This window comes from Enterobacter cloacae complex sp. P29RS (assembly GCF_014893445.1).
Taxonomy (GTDB): Bacteria; Pseudomonadota; Gammaproteobacteria; order Enterobacterales; family Enterobacteriaceae; genus Enterobacter; species Enterobacter intestinihominis.
On the sequence record NZ_JADBPZ010000017.1, the window covers coordinates 39,513 to 55,280 of the forward strand.

The 15,768-nt window shown below is 56.0% G+C and carries 17 protein-coding genes; 6 read left to right on the top strand and 11 right to left on the bottom strand.

The features are described 5' to 3' along the window. Positions 1-61 precede the first annotated feature (61 nt). Positions 62-808, top strand: a complete 747-nt coding sequence (gene fpr / locus IM282_RS13985; protein WP_022649803.1) for a ferredoxin--NADP(+) reductase — start codon at positions 62-64, stop codon at positions 806-808. On the opposite strand, the gene IM282_RS13990 is transcribed toward fpr, so the two are convergent. Further along, on the bottom strand, positions 809-1,228 hold the full coding sequence (locus tag IM282_RS13990) for a DUF805 domain-containing protein (RefSeq protein ID WP_022649804.1): 420 nt from the start codon (positions 1,226-1,228) through the stop codon (positions 809-811). Between the two features lie 112 nt (positions 1,229-1,340). Between IM282_RS13990 and IM282_RS13995 the strand changes: the two genes are divergently transcribed. Next, positions 1,341-1,937 (top strand): DUF1454 family protein, encoded by a 597-nt coding sequence (locus tag IM282_RS13995; RefSeq protein ID WP_022649805.1) that lies wholly within the window; start codon positions 1,341-1,343, stop codon positions 1,935-1,937. Positions 1,938-2,048: 111 nt separating this feature from the next. Beyond that, positions 2,049-2,816, top strand: coding sequence for a triose-phosphate isomerase (tpiA, locus tag IM282_RS14000; RefSeq protein ID WP_003862019.1), 768 nt, complete (start codon positions 2,049-2,051; stop codon positions 2,814-2,816). A gap of 47 nt (positions 2,817-2,863) precedes the next feature. On the opposite strand, the gene IM282_RS14005 is transcribed toward tpiA, so the two are convergent. The 6 genes from IM282_RS14005 to cpxP form a co-directional block, all read right to left on the bottom strand. Beyond that, positions 2,864-4,168: an SLC13 family permease gene (locus tag IM282_RS14005; protein ID WP_150312682.1), complete on the bottom strand. Its 1,305-nt coding sequence runs from the start codon at positions 4,166-4,168 to the stop codon at positions 2,864-2,866. A gap of 73 nt (positions 4,169-4,241) precedes the next feature. Then, on the bottom strand, positions 4,242-4,985 hold the full coding sequence (locus IM282_RS14010; RefSeq protein WP_022649807.1) for a CDP-diacylglycerol diphosphatase: 744 nt from the start codon (positions 4,983-4,985) through the stop codon (positions 4,242-4,244). Positions 4,986-5,096: 111 nt separating this feature from the next. Continuing rightward, complete coding sequence (locus tag IM282_RS14015) at positions 5,097-6,086, bottom strand: sulfate ABC transporter substrate-binding protein (protein WP_023298902.1); 990 nt, start codon at positions 6,084-6,086, stop codon at positions 5,097-5,099. Positions 6,087-6,294: 208 nt separating this feature from the next. Beyond that, the gene (gene pfkA, locus IM282_RS14020; RefSeq protein WP_003862009.1) at positions 6,295-7,257 is read right to left on the bottom strand and encodes a 6-phosphofructokinase; all 963 of its coding nucleotides are present in this window, start codon (positions 7,255-7,257) and stop codon (positions 6,295-6,297) included. Between the two features lie 184 nt (positions 7,258-7,441). Further along, positions 7,442-8,326, bottom strand: a complete 885-nt coding sequence (fieF, locus tag IM282_RS14025) for a CDF family cation-efflux transporter FieF (protein ID WP_023298903.1) — start codon at positions 8,324-8,326, stop codon at positions 7,442-7,444. Between the two features lie 153 nt (positions 8,327-8,479). Beyond that, entirely contained in the window at positions 8,480-8,986 is a 507-nt protein-coding gene (cpxP, locus tag IM282_RS14030) for a cell-envelope stress modulator CpxP (RefSeq protein ID WP_023305089.1), read from the bottom strand. A gap of 150 nt (positions 8,987-9,136) precedes the next feature. Here cpxP and cpxR point away from each other — a divergent pair, with 150 nt between their 5' ends. Both cpxR and cpxA read left to right on the top strand, forming a co-directional pair. Further along, complete coding sequence (gene cpxR / locus IM282_RS14035) at positions 9,137-9,835, top strand: envelope stress response regulator transcription factor CpxR (RefSeq protein ID WP_003862004.1); 699 nt, start codon at positions 9,137-9,139, stop codon at positions 9,833-9,835. After that, positions 9,832-11,205, top strand: coding sequence for an envelope stress sensor histidine kinase CpxA (cpxA, locus tag IM282_RS14040; protein ID WP_022649811.1), 1,374 nt, complete (start codon positions 9,832-9,834; stop codon positions 11,203-11,205). The genes cpxR and cpxA overlap by 4 nt, the downstream gene beginning before the upstream one ends. Positions 11,206-11,304: 99 nt before the next feature. On the opposite strand, the gene yiiM is transcribed toward cpxA, so the two are convergent. Then, entirely contained in the window at positions 11,305-11,979 is a 675-nt protein-coding gene (gene yiiM, locus IM282_RS14045; RefSeq protein ID WP_192970497.1) for a 6-hydroxyaminopurine reductase, read from the bottom strand. Between the two features lie 66 nt (positions 11,980-12,045). Beyond that, positions 12,046-12,666, bottom strand: coding sequence for a superoxide dismutase [Mn] (gene sodA / locus IM282_RS14050; protein WP_003861999.1), 621 nt, complete (start codon positions 12,664-12,666; stop codon positions 12,046-12,048). A 288-nt stretch (positions 12,667-12,954) separates the two neighbouring features. Here sodA and rhaT point away from each other — a divergent pair, with 288 nt between their 5' ends. Next, a complete protein-coding gene (gene rhaT, locus IM282_RS14055; RefSeq protein WP_022649813.1) occupies positions 12,955-13,989 on the top strand; it encodes an L-rhamnose/proton symporter RhaT in 1,035 nt (344 codons plus the stop codon). Here the strand turns inward: rhaT and rhaR are convergent, their stop codons facing one another. Both rhaR and rhaS read right to left on the bottom strand, forming a co-directional pair. Beyond that, positions 13,990-14,838, bottom strand: coding sequence for an HTH-type transcriptional activator RhaR (gene rhaR, locus IM282_RS14060; protein ID WP_192970498.1), 849 nt, complete (start codon positions 14,836-14,838; stop codon positions 13,990-13,992). Positions 14,839-14,911: 73 nt separating this feature from the next. Further along, positions 14,912-15,748, bottom strand: a complete 837-nt coding sequence (gene rhaS, locus IM282_RS14065) for an HTH-type transcriptional activator RhaS (protein WP_022649815.1) — start codon at positions 15,746-15,748, stop codon at positions 14,912-14,914. Positions 15,749-15,768: the final 20 nt, after the last annotated feature.

Sequence of the window (15,768 nt, forward strand, 5' to 3'; positions counted from 1 at the left end):
GGCTGGAAATGTTTCCCACAAGTACGGAAGATAGAAGAGAGAAACAGCACAGGAGAAGATCATGGCGGACTGGGTAACAGGTAAAGTCACAAAGGTACAGTTCTGGACCGATGCGCTATTTAGCCTCACGCTGCACGCTCCCGTTCATCCGTTTACCGCCGGGCAGTTTGCCAAGCTCGGGCTGGATATCGACGGTGAACGCGTACAGCGCGCCTACTCTTACGTTAACGCGCCTGATAACCCGGATCTCGAGTTCTATCTGGTCACCGTCCCGGACGGTAAGCTCAGCCCGCGCCTCGCCGCGCTGAAACCGGGCGATGAGGTGCAGATTGTCTCCGACGCGGCGGGGTTCTTCGTGCTGGATGAAATCCCCGACTGTGACACGCTCTGGATGCTGGCGACCGGCACGGCCATCGGCCCGTATCTCTCTATCCTGGAGTACGGCAAAGATCTGGAGCGCTTTAAGAATATCGTGCTGGTTCACGCCGCGCGCTACGCCGCAGACCTGAGCTATTTGCCGCAGATGCAGGCGCTGGAACAGCGATATGGCGGGAAGTTAAAAATTCAGACGGTGGTCAGCCGCGAAACCGCAGCTGGCTCGTTAACCGGCCGCGTTCCGGCGTTGATTGAAAGCGGCGCGCTGGAAGAGGCGGTGGGTTTACCGATGAATACCGAAACCAGCCATGTGATGCTGTGCGGTAACCCGCAAATGGTGCGCGATACGCAGCAACTGCTGAAGGATACCCGGCAGATGACGAAACACCTTCGCCGCCGACCGGGCCATATGACCGCCGAACACTACTGGTGATCAGCGGTACTTCACCTCAAGGGTATCTTTTCCGTATTTGTTCTCGCTCTGGGTGCCAATAAACGCACCCAGTTCGACAACCATCATCACAAAGATAACCGTCGGCAGCAGTCTGCCCACCACCCACGGGAGGATGGAGGGCAGCATTGACCAGTTCCCCGCCACCAGCATCCACGCCAGAATAATCAGAAAAGCCCAAGCGCCGGAGCGACCGCGATCGTGCAGACGTTTCACCACCACGGCGGCGGTTGGCCACAGTAAACAGACCAGCGCAAAAGCCGCAGTTTGCGTGCTCAGCCAGGCGTTATAGGCAACAAAAAACAGAAGCAGCATAGCGACAACCCACGCTGCCATCCAGATCCAGAAGTCACGGCGTCCAATACGCCCTTTGAATGAAAACAACCACTGCTGTATGGTCATGTAAGGTTCCTTATTATTGTTTAGCCCGCATTTTACCCTGGAGTTGTGACCTTTTGACAAGCCGACCAGATATCGTTTTAATCATGGGCAATAACGGCCAGGGGCAATGTTGATGAAAAGTTCGGCACACTCTCTTTATTTGTGTTTAGCGATGCTGAGCGCCAGTTTTTCTCTGCACGCCGCGGAACCGGCTTCCCCGGTCACCGCCCCCTACCTTCTGGCGGGCGCCCCCTCTTTCGATCAATCTATCAGCCAGTTCCGCGAAGCCTTCAATAAAGAAAACCCCTCGCTTGCGCTGGGGGAGTTCCGTGCGATTGACGGTGCCCGCGATACGCCAACCCTGACCCGCGCTGCCAGCAAAATTAACGAGAATCTATATGCTTCCACTGCCCTTGAGCGCGGAACGTTAAAAATCAAAAGCATGCAGATCACCTGGTTGCCGATTCAGGGCCCAGAGCAGAAAGCAGCGAAAGCGAAAGCGCTGGAGTATATGAGCGCTATTCTGCGCGCCTTTACTCCCACCTTCACGAAAGCGCAAAGCCAGCAAAAGCTGCAAAAACTGCTTACCGCCGGGAAAAACAAACGCTATTACGCCGATACGGAAGGTGCCGTTCGCTATGTTGTCGCAGATAACGGCGAAAAGGGGCTGACCTTCGCGGTTGAACCGATTAAGCTGGCCCTATCAGACGCACTCGAGGGGGCGAATTAATGACAAAAAGCAAAGCCTTTCGAGGGAAAATCTCTATACTGATTCACAGACCATGCTGCCCTTAAGGGCGGCCATATTCCTTAATTCGCTTATTGAGCGTGGAGAATTGAAATGCGACATCCTTTAGTGATGGGTAACTGGAAACTGAACGGCAGCCGCCACATGGTAAACGAACTGGTTGCTAACCTGCGTAAAGAGCTGGCTGGCGTGACCGGCTGCGCGGTTGCTATCGCTCCGCCGGATATGTACCTGGATCTGGCTAAACGTGCCGCTGACGGCAGCCACATCATTCTGGGCGCGCAGAACGTTGACGTTAACCTGTCTGGCGCGTTTACCGGTGAAACCTCCGCTGAAATGCTGAAAGACATCGGCGCGAAATACATCATCATCGGCCACTCTGAGCGTCGCACCTACCACAAAGAATCTGACGAGTTCATCGCGAAGAAATTCGCTGTGCTGAAAGAGCAGGGTCTGATCCCGGTTCTGTGCATCGGTGAAACCGAAGCAGAAAACGAAGCGGGTAAAACCGAAGAAGTGTGCGCACGTCAGATCGACGCTGTGCTGAAAACCCAGGGCGCGGCAGCGTTCGAAGGCGCGGTTATCGCTTACGAGCCAGTCTGGGCGATCGGTACCGGCAAATCTGCAACTCCAGCGCAGGCACAGGCGGTGCACAAGTTCATCCGTGACCACATTGCAAAAGCAGACGCGAAAGTGGCTGAGCAGGTCATCATCCAGTACGGCGGTTCCGTTAACGCATCAAACGCAGCTGAGCTGTTCACCCAGCCAGACATCGATGGCGCGCTGGTTGGCGGCGCATCCCTGAAAGCAGACGCTTTCGCGGTGATCGTTAAAGCGGCAGAAGCGGCTAAGCAGGCGTAATTGCCTTTGGGGCGGGTGGCGCTTCGCTAACCCGCCCTACAAAACCACTACAAACGTCCTAATACGCTAAACCACAAATAATCCAGCGGCAGCAGCACCAGATACGTCGCAATCGCCAGCGCCAGGCAGAGCAGCATCCCCGCCTTCGCAGGCACTTTCCCTAAGCCCATCGCCACCACAATCGGCGACGCCTGATACGGCAGCAGCGGCGTGGAATACCCCAGCACCTGAATCATGATCACCGACAGCAGCGGGAAGCCGGTCGCGTCGGAGAAGCTCTGCGCCAGCGTGGTGTACAGCGCCGGAACGCCGTTGGCGGTCATAATGAAGTTGAGCGCCGTGGTGATCCCCGTCAGCGCCAGGAAGCTGGTAAACTGGCGGTCTGCATCCAGCGGCATGATATGGAGCAACGCCTCACCTACGGCCGCACCGATACCGGTCTGCGTCACCGTAATGGCCAGCCCGAGTATACCCGCGACGTAAATACAGGTGCGCATATTCACCCCCGCCGAGAACTCCTCACCGGTGATAAAACCAATGCGCGGGAGCAGGACGATGACCGAGGCCGCCAGCCCTGTCCACGCTGGGCCCACGCCGTGCCAGCTCTCCGTTACCCACATCGTCAACACCACCGCCAGCAGCCAGGCGAGTCGTTTTTCGTCACGCCCCATCGGTTCCGATGGCGCGAGATCCTTCGCCGGTTTTGGGTTGCCGGGAAACAGCCAGCAGATCAGGCCAATCAGAATCAGGCCTTTGAGAATACCCAGCACCGGCGTGTGCAGCAGCAGATACGGGACATAGTTGAGGTGGATGCCGTATGAGCCCTCCGCCGCGCCGCTCATCACCAGGTTTGGCACGTTAGCGGGCAAAATAGTGGCCGAGAGCTGGAAGGTGCCAAACCCGACCGCCAGCGCCAGGCCAAACCAGGCCCGCGAGCCATCAGGAATGCCGGCCCGCTTCGCCATCGCGGCGACAATCGGCATCAGCAGCGCAATACGTCCCATGTTCGACGGCATCACGAATGCCAGGGCATAGCTCAGCAGCACAACGCTTGCCACCATCAGCACCCAGGAGTCGGTAAGCTTTGCCGACAGCGCCCGGGCGGCCCTGTCCGCCAGGCCGGTTTTCCGAATCGCCACGCCCAGCACAAAGCCGCTGAACACCAGCCAGAAGGCAGACGAGGCGAAGCCGCCAAAGATCACTTCCGGCGGGGCGATTCTGGCGGTCATCGCCGCCGTAAAGAACAGCAGCGCGGTGATAAATTCCGGCAACAGCGACGTCGCCCACAGCACGATGGTGACGCCGACGATCAGCGAGGGAAGCAGCAGAGGATGCGTTAACCAGAGCGACATACCTGTCTCCTGTAGAATTTTTCAGCAAGTCTACGGCGACAGGCAGGGCGAGTAAACGCTATTTATGGTGGGGTCACTTCAGGATATCGCATTGATGATCCTGCAATTCCTCAGCCGACGCGCGGTTAAAGGTAAGCAGGTTACGCTCTGTCGCCAGCAATACAAACGAGCCGTCTGACTGCTGCGCCATCGCCAGCGCGAAGCGTCCCATATGGTCGCGCGCTTCCGGCAGCTCTTCCGCCAGCATCATAAACGGGCTGCGCTGCACCAGTTCGTTCTCCGTCACCCGACGGGCAAGGTACTCATGCCCTTCCAGCCCGCCCGGAAGCGGTAGCCACTGGGTGCTGATTTGCCCCTGCGCCGCGTTCAGCTTCTCGCGCACGTCCGGGCGCAGGCAGGAGATGTGGATATGGAAATGGTTTTGCGTGCGCCCGGTCGGGGAGTTGATGGTCAGAGAAACAGCGCTGTCAGGCACGTCGGCTCCCCGTTTCATGCTCATAAAATGACGAGACTGCCATGCCAGCCAGAAGAAATTCGGTGTCTGAGGCTCAGTCAGCAGCGGGCTTTCGGTGCCGTTGATACGGTACGTGGGCATCAGCAGGTATTGCAGCGGTCCGTTGCGGTCCTTGAACACCACGTAGCCCGCATCTGGCATCACCTGCGCACACGGTGCCGGGTTACGGTTATGCAGCTGGTTGGGCACACACTGGTCGAGAACGATATGACGCAACGCATTCGGATTACCCGCTTTCATCCAGTACACGCCGCCTGCGGCAAGGGCGATAACGATCAGAATCAGTAAGATAATTTTTTTCACAACGCGTTCCCTGTTTTCAATAGAGGCAAAAGAGTAACGCAAAATGATGACCAAATAAAAAACCCGGTGGATTTCTCACACCGGGTTACCGTGTCGTTCTTTGTAAAACGCTTAGCGCTTGCTGATCTGGTCGAAGGTGCCGCCGTTAGAGAAGTGCTCTTTTTGCGCTTTGGTCCAGCCGCCAAAAACATCATCGATAGTGAACAGCTTCAGTTTCGGGAAGGCGTTTTCGTATTTCTTCGCGACGGCCTCATCGCGCGGGCGGTAGAAGTTTTTCGCCGCAATTTCCTGCCCTTCCGGTGAGTAGAGGTACTTCAGGTAGGCTTCCGCCACCGCTTTGGTGCCCTTCTTATCAACAACCTTATCGACGACGGAGACGGTCGGCTCAGCCAGGATGGATTCGCTCGGGGTCACGATCTCGAATTTGTCTTTACCCAGCTCGTTGGTCGCCAGCAGGGCTTCGTTTTCCCAGGCAATCAGTACGTCGCCGATGCCGCGCTCGACGAAGGTGTTAGTTGCGCCGCGCGCGCCGGAGTCCAGCACTTCGACATTTTTAAACAGCGCTTTCACGAATTCCTGCGCTTTAGCCTGGTCACCGTTGTTGTGGTGCAGGGCGTAGCCCCAGGCCGCCAGGTAGTTCCAGCGTGCGCCGCCGGAGCTTTTCGGGTTCGGCGTGATGACAGACACGCCCGGCTTAATCAGGTCGTTCCAGTCTTTAATCTGTTTCGGGTTGCCTTTGCGCACCAGGAAGACAATGGTCGAGGTGTATGGCGCAGAGTTGTCCGGCAGGCGCTTGATCCAGTTTTTGTCGATACGGCCACGCTCCGCGATCGCGTCTACGTCATAAGCCAGCGCCAGGGTAACCACATCGGCTTCAATGCCGTTGATCACCGATGTCGCCTGCTTACCTGAACCGCCGTGAGACTGGCGAACCACCACGTTATCGCCGGTTTCCTGTTTCCAGTGCGCCGCAAAAGCTTTGTTGTACTGGTCGTACAGTTCACGCGTCGGATCGTACGACACGTTCAGTAACTGAATGTCCTTTGCCAGAACGCTGGTCGATGCCAGCAATAATGTTAACCCCACGCCCCATTTATTCATCGCCCGGCTCTCTTGTTTAGTGTTTTGATGAATGCAGCGTGCCAGAAAGCTAACCGATGATTAAAGAATAAAAAAAGATTGGCTATAACGTGGAGGAATAAAAAAAGGATGGGCACAAAAAAGCCGGGTGGCGGCTACGCCTTACCCGGCCTACGATCCGTGCTTTTGTAGGCCCGGTAAGCGCAGCGCCACCGGGCAACAGAGCCGATCAGTACAGTTTTTTCGCGCAGTCCAGCCAGTCACCTTTGAACGGACGCTTCATGTTTTCAATGGCGTCGATGATGTCATGGTGAACCAGTTTCTCGTTCTGAATACCGACGCAGCGGCCGCCGTGGCCCTGTAGCAGCAGCTCGATCGCGTACGCACCCATGCGGGACGCCAGGATACGGTCGTACGGGCCTGGGGAACCGCCACGCTGAATGTGACCCAGAACGGTCGCGCGGGTTTCGCGTTTGGTTTCGGTTTCGATGTACTTCGCCAGCTCGTCAACGTCACAGATGTGCTCGGTGATAGCAACGATGGCGTGTTTCTTACCTTTCGCGATGCCGGCTTTGATCTCTGCGACCAGATCTTCACGGCTGAACTCTACTTCCGGAACTACCACGAACTCACAGCCACCGGCAATGGCCGCCGCCAGGGTCAGGTCGCCGCAGTAACGGCCCATCACTTCAACAATGGAAATACGCTGGTGAGAGGAAGAGGTGTCACGCAGGCGGTCAATCGCTTCCACAACGGTACCCAGCGCGGTGAAGTAACCGATGGTGTAATCAGTGCCTTTGATGTCGTTGTCGATGGTGCCAGGCAGGCCGATGCACGGGAAGCCCATTTCAGTCAGACGTTTTGCACCCATGTACGAGCCGTCGCCGCCGATAACCACCAGCGCATCCAGACCCCGTTTTTTCATGTTTTCGATAGCCACTTCACGGATGTGTTCGTCACGGAATTCCGGGAAGCGCGCGGAACCGAGGAAAGTACCGCCACGGTTGATCATGTCAGACACGCTGTAGCGGTCGAGCTGAACCATGCGGTCTTCATACAGACCCAGGTAACCGTCATAGATACCAAAAACTTCCAGACCTTCCGTCAGCGCTGCACGGACAACCCCACGGATTGCCGCGTTCATGCCCGGCGCATCACCGCCGCTTGTCAACACACCGATTTTCTTAATCATGACTACCTCTGAACTTAGGAATGCAAAATTGAAATCTGCTGCCGGAAGAAACTGTTCAACCGTCGAATACTGCAAATAGTATATCAATCCCTTCCAGCTGAATTGATTCAGGTCAGGCCATATGGTGGTAATTTATCCACAAAATGCTGGTCTGGCTCACTTTTTTACAACGAATTACGAAAGCTCAAAACGCCCTGGGGACGACAGAGCACGGATCCTGGTGAATAATGACGTCTGACCCAGGGAAACGCTGCAAAATCGCCTGCTCCACCTGTTCAGCGACCATATGCGCCTGAACCAGTGGCAGGTTGTCTTCCATTTCCAAATGAATCTGAATAAAGCGGGTCGGCCCTGACTGCCGCGTACGAAGATCGTGAGCACCACTGACGCCAGGCCAGTGGGTCACGATGGCATAAATTTCATCACGTTCTGCATCCGGAAGCGCACGGTCAAGAAGCGACTGTACCGCGTCATACCCCATCCGCAACGCGCTGTATAAAATATAGATCCCTATCCCTAACGCAAACAACGCATCGGCACGATGCCAGCCATACCAGGCCAGACCGAGCGCAATAAGAATAGCCCCATTCATCATAACATCAGACTGATAATGAAGCATATCGGCCCGTACAGCCTGGCTTTGTGTTTTGCGTACAACCCAGCGCTGGAACGTTACAAGAACAAGTGTGCTTATAAGTGCAACTACGGTTACGACCACACCAACGCCCGGATCGTTCATCGGAGAAGGCGAAATAAGATGCTGAATGCCGGTCAAAAACAGGAAAAGCGCGGAGCCAGAAATAAACATACTTTGTGCCAGCGCGGCCAGCGATTCCGCTTTGCCGTGGCCAAACGTATGCTCTTCATCTGCCGGTTGCAGCGAATAGCGCACCACCAGCAGGTTGGTCAGCGAGGCGGCAATATCCACCAGTGAATCCACCAGCGCCGCCAGAATACTAACCGACCCGGTGTACCACCACGCGAAAATTTTAATGATCAGCAAACACGACGCCGTCACCGTCGCGGCTATTGCGGCCCGGCTTACCAGCCGTCCATAGGATTGATTCATAAACACTCCTGTCATGCCATGGCGCTAGTATAACGGATGGCGGTGGAGTGAAAGGATGAATAAAGCGTTAACAACACTGAACGATGGGCAAAAAAAACCCCCACATCATGTGGGGGAAGACAGGGATGGTGTCTATGGCAAGGAAAACAGGGTTTACTGGTTACTACGGGTACTGCTATTGCTACTGAAAAGCGTCATATCTGAGCTTCGCTGCATCCGTGCAACCTCACGCAACTGGTTCATACGTTGCTGATGTTTGGTATTCAAAACCGCTTGCTGCTCGGGCGTTAGCAGGTGGAACATCTGGTTGCGAACCTTCGCCATTTCTACCTGGCGGGCAACCTGTTCCTGCGCCATTTTTTCTGCCTGAGCGCGTACAGCGCTTTCGTCAAAATTTTCTGCGGTGACAAGGCGATGCATTGTCTCCATTTCGCTAACATTAACAGGGGGCTGGTCGTGTCTTGCCCTCTGCATCAGATCTCGCATCTGTTGACGCTGATGTTCGGTTAAACTTATGCCGTCAAACATATGGCTTTGGCTGCTGTGCTGCGTTGCGCCCTCTGCTGAGGAACCGTTATCGCTGTTGATAGCTACAGCAGCCTGGCTAAACGCACAGAAGGCCAGCGTTGAGGCCATGACGGCAGCGGTAACTTTGCGCATCACTTGCTCCCAAAATCTTTCGTGTCGCGATTCAACGAGAGACAGTCTACGATTCAGGCTGCAAACATGCGTCAGGGGGTGTAAAACAACGTAAAGTCATGGATTAGATAGCCTTGATGTCGTAATTTCTGCCTCGGAGGTATTTAAACAATGAATAAAATCCTGTTAGTTGATGATGACCGAGAGCTCACATCTCTTTTAAAGGAGTTGCTCGACATGGAAGGTTTCAACGTCCTGGTTGCCCATGATGGGGAACAGGCGCTGAGTCTCCTTGACGACAGCATCGATTTACTTTTGCTCGACGTCATGATGCCGAAGAAAAACGGTATTGATACGTTGAAAGAGCTTCGCCAGACACACCAGACCCCCGTCATTATGCTGACCGCACGCGGCAGCGAGCTTGACCGCGTACTCGGCCTTGAGCTGGGTGCGGATGACTATTTACCTAAGCCGTTCAACGACCGTGAACTGGTGGCCCGTATTCGCGCGATCCTGCGCCGCTCTCACTGGAGCGAGCAGCAGCAGAATACCGACAACAGCTCACCTACGCTGGAAGTGGACTCCCTGAGCCTGAACCCGGGCCGCCAGGAAGCGAGCTTCGACGGTGAAACGCTGGAGCTAACCGGCACCGAGTTCACCCTGCTGTATCTGCTGGCGCAGCATCTCGGCCAGGTGGTGTCGCGTGAACACTTGAGCCAGGAAGTGCTGGGCAAACGCCTCACCCCGTTTGACCGCGCCATCGATATGCATATCTCGAACCTGCGCCGTAAACTGCCGGAGCGTAAAGACGGTCACCCCTGGTTTAAAACCCTGCGTGGTCGCGGTTATCTGATGGTTTCCGCTTCATGATAGGCAGCTTAACCGCCCGCATCTTCGCCATCTTCTGGCTGACGCTGGCACTGGTTTTAATGCTCGTTTTGATGTTGCCAAAACTCGACTCACGCCAGATGACGGAGCTGCTCGACAGCGAGCAACGTCAGGGCGTGATGATCGAGCAGCACGTGGAAGCGGAGCTGGCAAACGATCCGCCGAACGATTTAATGTGGTGGCGCAGGCTGTTTCGCGCTATCGACAAGTGGGCGCCCCCCGGACAACGTCTTTTACTGGTCACCAGTGAAGGCCGCGTGATTGGGGCCGATCGCAATGAAATGCAGATTATCCGCAACTTTATTGGCCAGGCGGATAACGCCGATCACCCACAGAAAAAGAAATATGGTCGGGTAGAAATGGTGGGTCCTTTCTCGGTGCGGGATGGGGAAGATAACTACCAGCTCTACCTGATTCGCCCCGCGAGCAGTTCCCAGTCCGACTTCATCAACCTGCTGTTTGACCGTCCGCTGTTGCTGTTGATTGTCACCATGCTGGTTAGTTCCCCACTGCTGTTATGGCTGGCGTGGAGCCTGGCGAAACCGGCGCGTAAGCTGAAAAACGCGGCGGACGAAGTGGCGCAGGGCAACCTGAGGCAGCATCCGGAGCTGGAATCCGGGCCGCAGGAGTTCCTGGCCGCCGGAACCAGTTTTAACCAGATGGTGAGCGCGCTTGATCGAATGATGACGGCCCAGCAACGTCTGCTGTCGGATATCTCCCACGAGCTGCGGACGCCGCTCACGCGTTTACAGCTGGGTACCGCCCTGCTGCGCCGTCGCAGCGGTGAGAGCAAAGAGCTGGAGCGTATTGAGACGGAAGCGCATCGCCTGGACAGCATGATCAACGACCTGCTGGTGATGTCGCGTAATCAGCAGAAAAACGCGCTGGTGAGCGAAACGGTGAAAGCCAATCACCTCTGGCATGAGGTGCTGGACAACGCGGCGTTCGAAGCGGAACAGATGGGCAAATCCTTCACCGTCAATTTCCCGCCGGGCCCGTGGCCGCTGTACGGTAACCCCAACACGCTGGAAAGCGCGCTGGAGAATATCGTGCGTAACGCCCTGCGCTACTCGCATACGAAGATTGAAGTGGCGTTTTCGGTGGATAAAGACGGGATCACTATCATCGTGGACGACGACGGTCCAGGCGTCAGCCCGGAAGATCGCGAGCAGATTTTCCGTCCGTTCTACCGTACCGACGAGGCGCGCGACCGTGAATCTGGCGGTACGGGGCTGGGTCTGGCGATTGTTGAAACCGCCATGCAGCAGCACCGTGGCTGGGTGAAAGCCGATGACAGCCCGCTGGGCGGTCTGCGGTTAACGCTGTGGCTGCCGCTGTATAAGCGTTCGTAATCCCCTCACCCTAACCCTCTCCCCATAGGGGAGAGGGGACGGCTCGGTGCGGTCTTTTCACCCTCGCCCCTTTGGGGAGAGGGCCGGGGTGAGGGGCAATTATTTCCCCCATAATCTCCGCGAACTGCTCTCGATCTTGCCGCTTATCCGCCGCTTCTGCATCGTTCTGGTCCAGCTGGTGGATAATCCTGCCGCTGACAGCAGGCGGTGAAACTGTTCATCGTCGAAGGGCATATGCCAGGCAATGGCACAGGCCTCGTATACCGACACCTCACTCAGGCGCGAAGCCAGCTCAAGCGGCGCATCCGCCGAAATCTGTCCCGCCTGCACAACGCGATACAGCCAGCCGGTTTTAGCCGCGTTTTGCAGCTGGGCCGACATATCCTGAATGCCAAAATGGTAGTTAAGCTTGAAGCACGGCGAGCGCGGCTGGGTGACCTGAATCAGAGCATCGCCCCAGCGATAAATATCGCCAATAAAGACGTTCTTCTCCGTCAGCCCTTCCGTTGAGAGATTTTCGCCAAACGCGGGGGCGACGAAGAGGTCCGCCTGTCCAGGAAATTCGGTTTTCCAGTGCTGATAGTGCTCGCGCGGATAGTGGCACAGCGCGCGATCGGGCCCGCCGTGGATTTTCTTTTCGGCCTGCTGGTCACCCGCCAGACCAAGCTCGGTAAGCGTCAGCTCACCGTCGACCTGCACTTTGGCGATAGCGCTCGGGCGACTGCCTTCGTACTCCCTTACCTTGCCTGTAAACACATTCACCGGGTAATGCATCTCCACTCCTTCAGATACAAAAAAAGCGAGTCATCAGACTCGCTTCTCACAGGCGTCAATGCAACCTTATTTTTTAGCGGCGAAACGCGCTGCTGCTTCGTCCCAGTTCACTACATCCCAGAAGGCTTTGATGTAGTCAGGGCGACGGTTCTGGAACTTCAGGTAATAAGCGTGTTCCCACACGTCCAGACCCAGAATTGGGAAGCCGGATGCGCCAGAGATAGCTTCACCCATCAGCGGGGAGTCCTGGTTTGCGGTTGAAACGACCGCCAGTTTGTCACCTTTCAGGACCAGCCACGCCCAGCCAGAGCCGAAACGGGTTGCAGCGGCTTTTTCGAATTCCGCTTTGAAGTTGTCAACGGAACCGAAGTCACGCTCGATAGCCGCTTTCAGGTCGCCCTGAAGGGTGGTGCCGGTTTTCAGGCCTTTCCAGAACAGGCTGTGGTTAGCGTGACCGCCCGCGTTGTTGCGCAGCACGGTTTTCTTGTCTGCTGGCAGCTGGTCCAGTTTGGTGATCAGCTCTTCAACAGGCAGATTAGCGAACTCTGGCAGGCTTTCCAGCGCAGCATTCGCGTTATTCACGTAGGTCTGGTGATGTTTAGTGTGATGGATTTCCATCGTCTGCTTGTCGAAATGCGGTTCCAGTGCGTCGTAGGCATACGGCAGGGATGGCAGTGTATAACTCATAATCCTCTCCATTATTGTCGGGCGGCACAGCTGTTAATGCCGCGTAAGCAGTTGGTTCATTATAGTTAATTAAATGATATTGAAAATGATTATCAATGCCGTAGTTTTTATAAGGTTATTCGGTTTTTGAGAAATGAAGGAATTGTGAGTCTGCTCACGCGGTTAACGTGCTGATTGCCATTCAAAACAAAAGTGCGGCAACCTTCTGAAGGTTCCCAAACCGCCTAATTTTTACACTCATCAAGTCGGCGGGAAGCCTCCGGCTATAAAAACGATGAGGATGTAAAAATGAATCATGCGATTACGATGGGTATCTTCTGGCATTTGATAGGCGCGGCCAGTGCAGCCTGTTTCTATGCCCCGTTTAAAAAGGTGAAAGGCTGGTCATGGGAAACCATGTGGTCCGTTGGCGGTACCGTGTCCTGGCTGATTTTGCCGTGGACAATCAGCGCCATGCTGCTGCCCGATTTCTGGGGCTACTTCTCCTCCTTCAACGCCTCCACCCTGCTGCCGGTATTCCTGTTCGGCGCGATGTGGGGTATCGGTAATATCAACTACGGCCTCACCATGCGCTACCTCGGAATGTCGATGGGGATTGGCATCGCGATCGGCATTACGCTGATTGTTGGCACCCTGATGACGCCAATCCTCAACGGCAACTTCGATGTGCTGATCAACACCCAGGGTGGGCGAATGACGCTGCTGGGCGTGCTGGTAGCGGTGATCGGCGTGGGAATTGTCACCCGCGCGGGCCAGTTGAAAGAACGCAAGATGGGCATCAAAGCCGAAGAGTTCAACCTGAAGAAAGGGCTGCTACTGGCGGTGATGTGCGGCGTCTTCTCGGCGGGCATGTCGTTCGCGATGAACGCCGCCAAACCGATGCACGACGCCGCTGCGGCGCTGGGCGTCGACCCGCTGTACGTTGCCCTGCCAAGCTACGTGGTGATCATGGGCGGCGGCGCACTGGTAAACCTCGGCTTTTGCTTCATTCGTCTGGCAAAAGTGAAGAATCTGTCGGTAAAAGCCGACTTCTCGCTGGCAAAACCGCTGATCGTCACCAACGTCCTGCTTTCCGCCCTCGGCGGTCTGATGTGGTATCTGCAATTCTTCTTCTACGCCTGGGGTCACGCCAGTATTCCGGCGCAGTATGACTACATGAGCTGGATGCTGCACATGAGCTTCTACGTGCTGTGCGGCGGGCTGGTTGGGCTGGTGCTGAAAGAGTGGAACAACGCCGGGCGTCGTCCGGTTGGCGTGCTGAGCCTGGGCTGCGTGGTGATTATTATTGCGGCCAATATCGTCGGCCTCGGCATGGCGAACTGATTACGCTTCCTTTCGACTGCGATGACGCCACTGAACCGGCGTCATCCCCACCTCACGGTTAAACACCACCGAAAAGTAGTTACTGTCCTCAAAGCCGCAGCGCATCGCCACTTCACTCACCATCAGCTCAGTATGCTGTAACAGATACTGAGCGTGGCAGATGCGCAGCTGGCGCAGATAGTGGTTTACCGTCATCCCCGTCTGGGTGCGGAACTGCTGGCGCAGCGCGCGCTCGCTGCACTGCTCCTGCTCGCAGAATTTTTCCAGCACGAAACTCTTGTTAAGACTGCCCGCAAGCCGGGTGATGAGCTTATCCAGCAGCGCTTCCTGCGTGGTGGCAGAGGGATTATCCGTAGCGTAACGATGGCGCTTCAGGGTCATCACCAGCTGGGCAAAAAGCAGCTCCGACATCTGGTTTGCCACCGGATCGCTCTTCTGGCTCTCCTGCTCCAGCTGGGAAATCGTCTGGCGCACCTGAGCCATGCCGTTGCTGCTTAAGCGCCAGTGCGGTTCGCCTCTGGCATCATGTAAACCGGGGATATTGCCCGACCAGTCGACATTCAGTTTAAGCCTGTCAGGGCAGTAGATGACGTTCTGCAACACCAGATCGTTAACCGAGGCGTAAGAGTGTTTATCTTCGGCGCGGATGTAGAACAGGTCTCCGCGCGTGATGCGGTAGGGACGGTCGTTGAGGACGTGCAGGCCGTTGCCCCGCCACACCAGCACCAGCTCGCAGAACTCGTGGGTATGCTCGGCAAAGACGTTTTGCGGATAGCGGTCCGCCACCGCGACGGCCTGACTCGCGGAGGCAAAAAAATCATCTTTACGAAGAATTAACTGAGCAGCCACACCACAACCTCGACGGCGAATAACCGGACATTATTAGCCTTTCTGCGGTAAAAAAACGGTGACTGCCCTCGCGTTACTGAAGCAACGCGTCTTTCCCCTGACGGATATCGCGCGGCGACCAGCTAAATTCCCGACGAAACAGCGTTGAAAAGTGGTTACTGTCGCCGAAACCGCAGCGATAGGCGATATCCGTGACGCTTTCATCCGTGTGCCTTAAAAGGTGACGCGCTTTGATCAGGCGCAGACGGTTGAGGTAGCGCTGCGGCGTCAGCCCGGTATGCTGCTTGAGCTGACGATGCAGCGTGCGCAGCGAGAGCGAAAAGTCATCCGCCAGCGTTTCCCAGCAGACATCTTCGGCAAAATGATCTTCCAGCCAGGCCATCAGCTGATTCAGGCGCGCGTCGTTATTTTCCAGCCCTTCCACCAGGCTGCTGCGCCGCAGCAGCACCAGCAGCTGCATAAACAGCATCTCGCGGGTAGCAATGGCGTGCGTCTCCTGTCCATCCTCGCTCTGCTCCATCTGGCTTACCAGCTGACGCACCTGCTGCAACGTGGACTGATTCACCCGCCAGTGCGACGGATAATGGCCGTCCTTCTCCTGCGGCAACAGCTGATTCAGCCCGGAGAGAAACTGAAACGCATCCGGAGAACGATAGAGCACATTGGTCAGGCACAGGTTATCGGTATGTTCATACAGGTGCCTGTCGTGATCGCGCACGAAGCACACCGTACCGCCGCTGATGGTATACGGCTGACCATTAAACACGTGGATGCCCGTTCCGTGCTCAACGATCACAATTTCATGAAAATCATGATGATGTTCCGGGAACGCAGCCTGAGGCAGCCGTGGCTCAATCGCAACCGGCGAAGCCCCCGAAGGAAAAAAATCGACGCTGTGCAGTACGGTCATAACGGCCTCTACCAATGAGA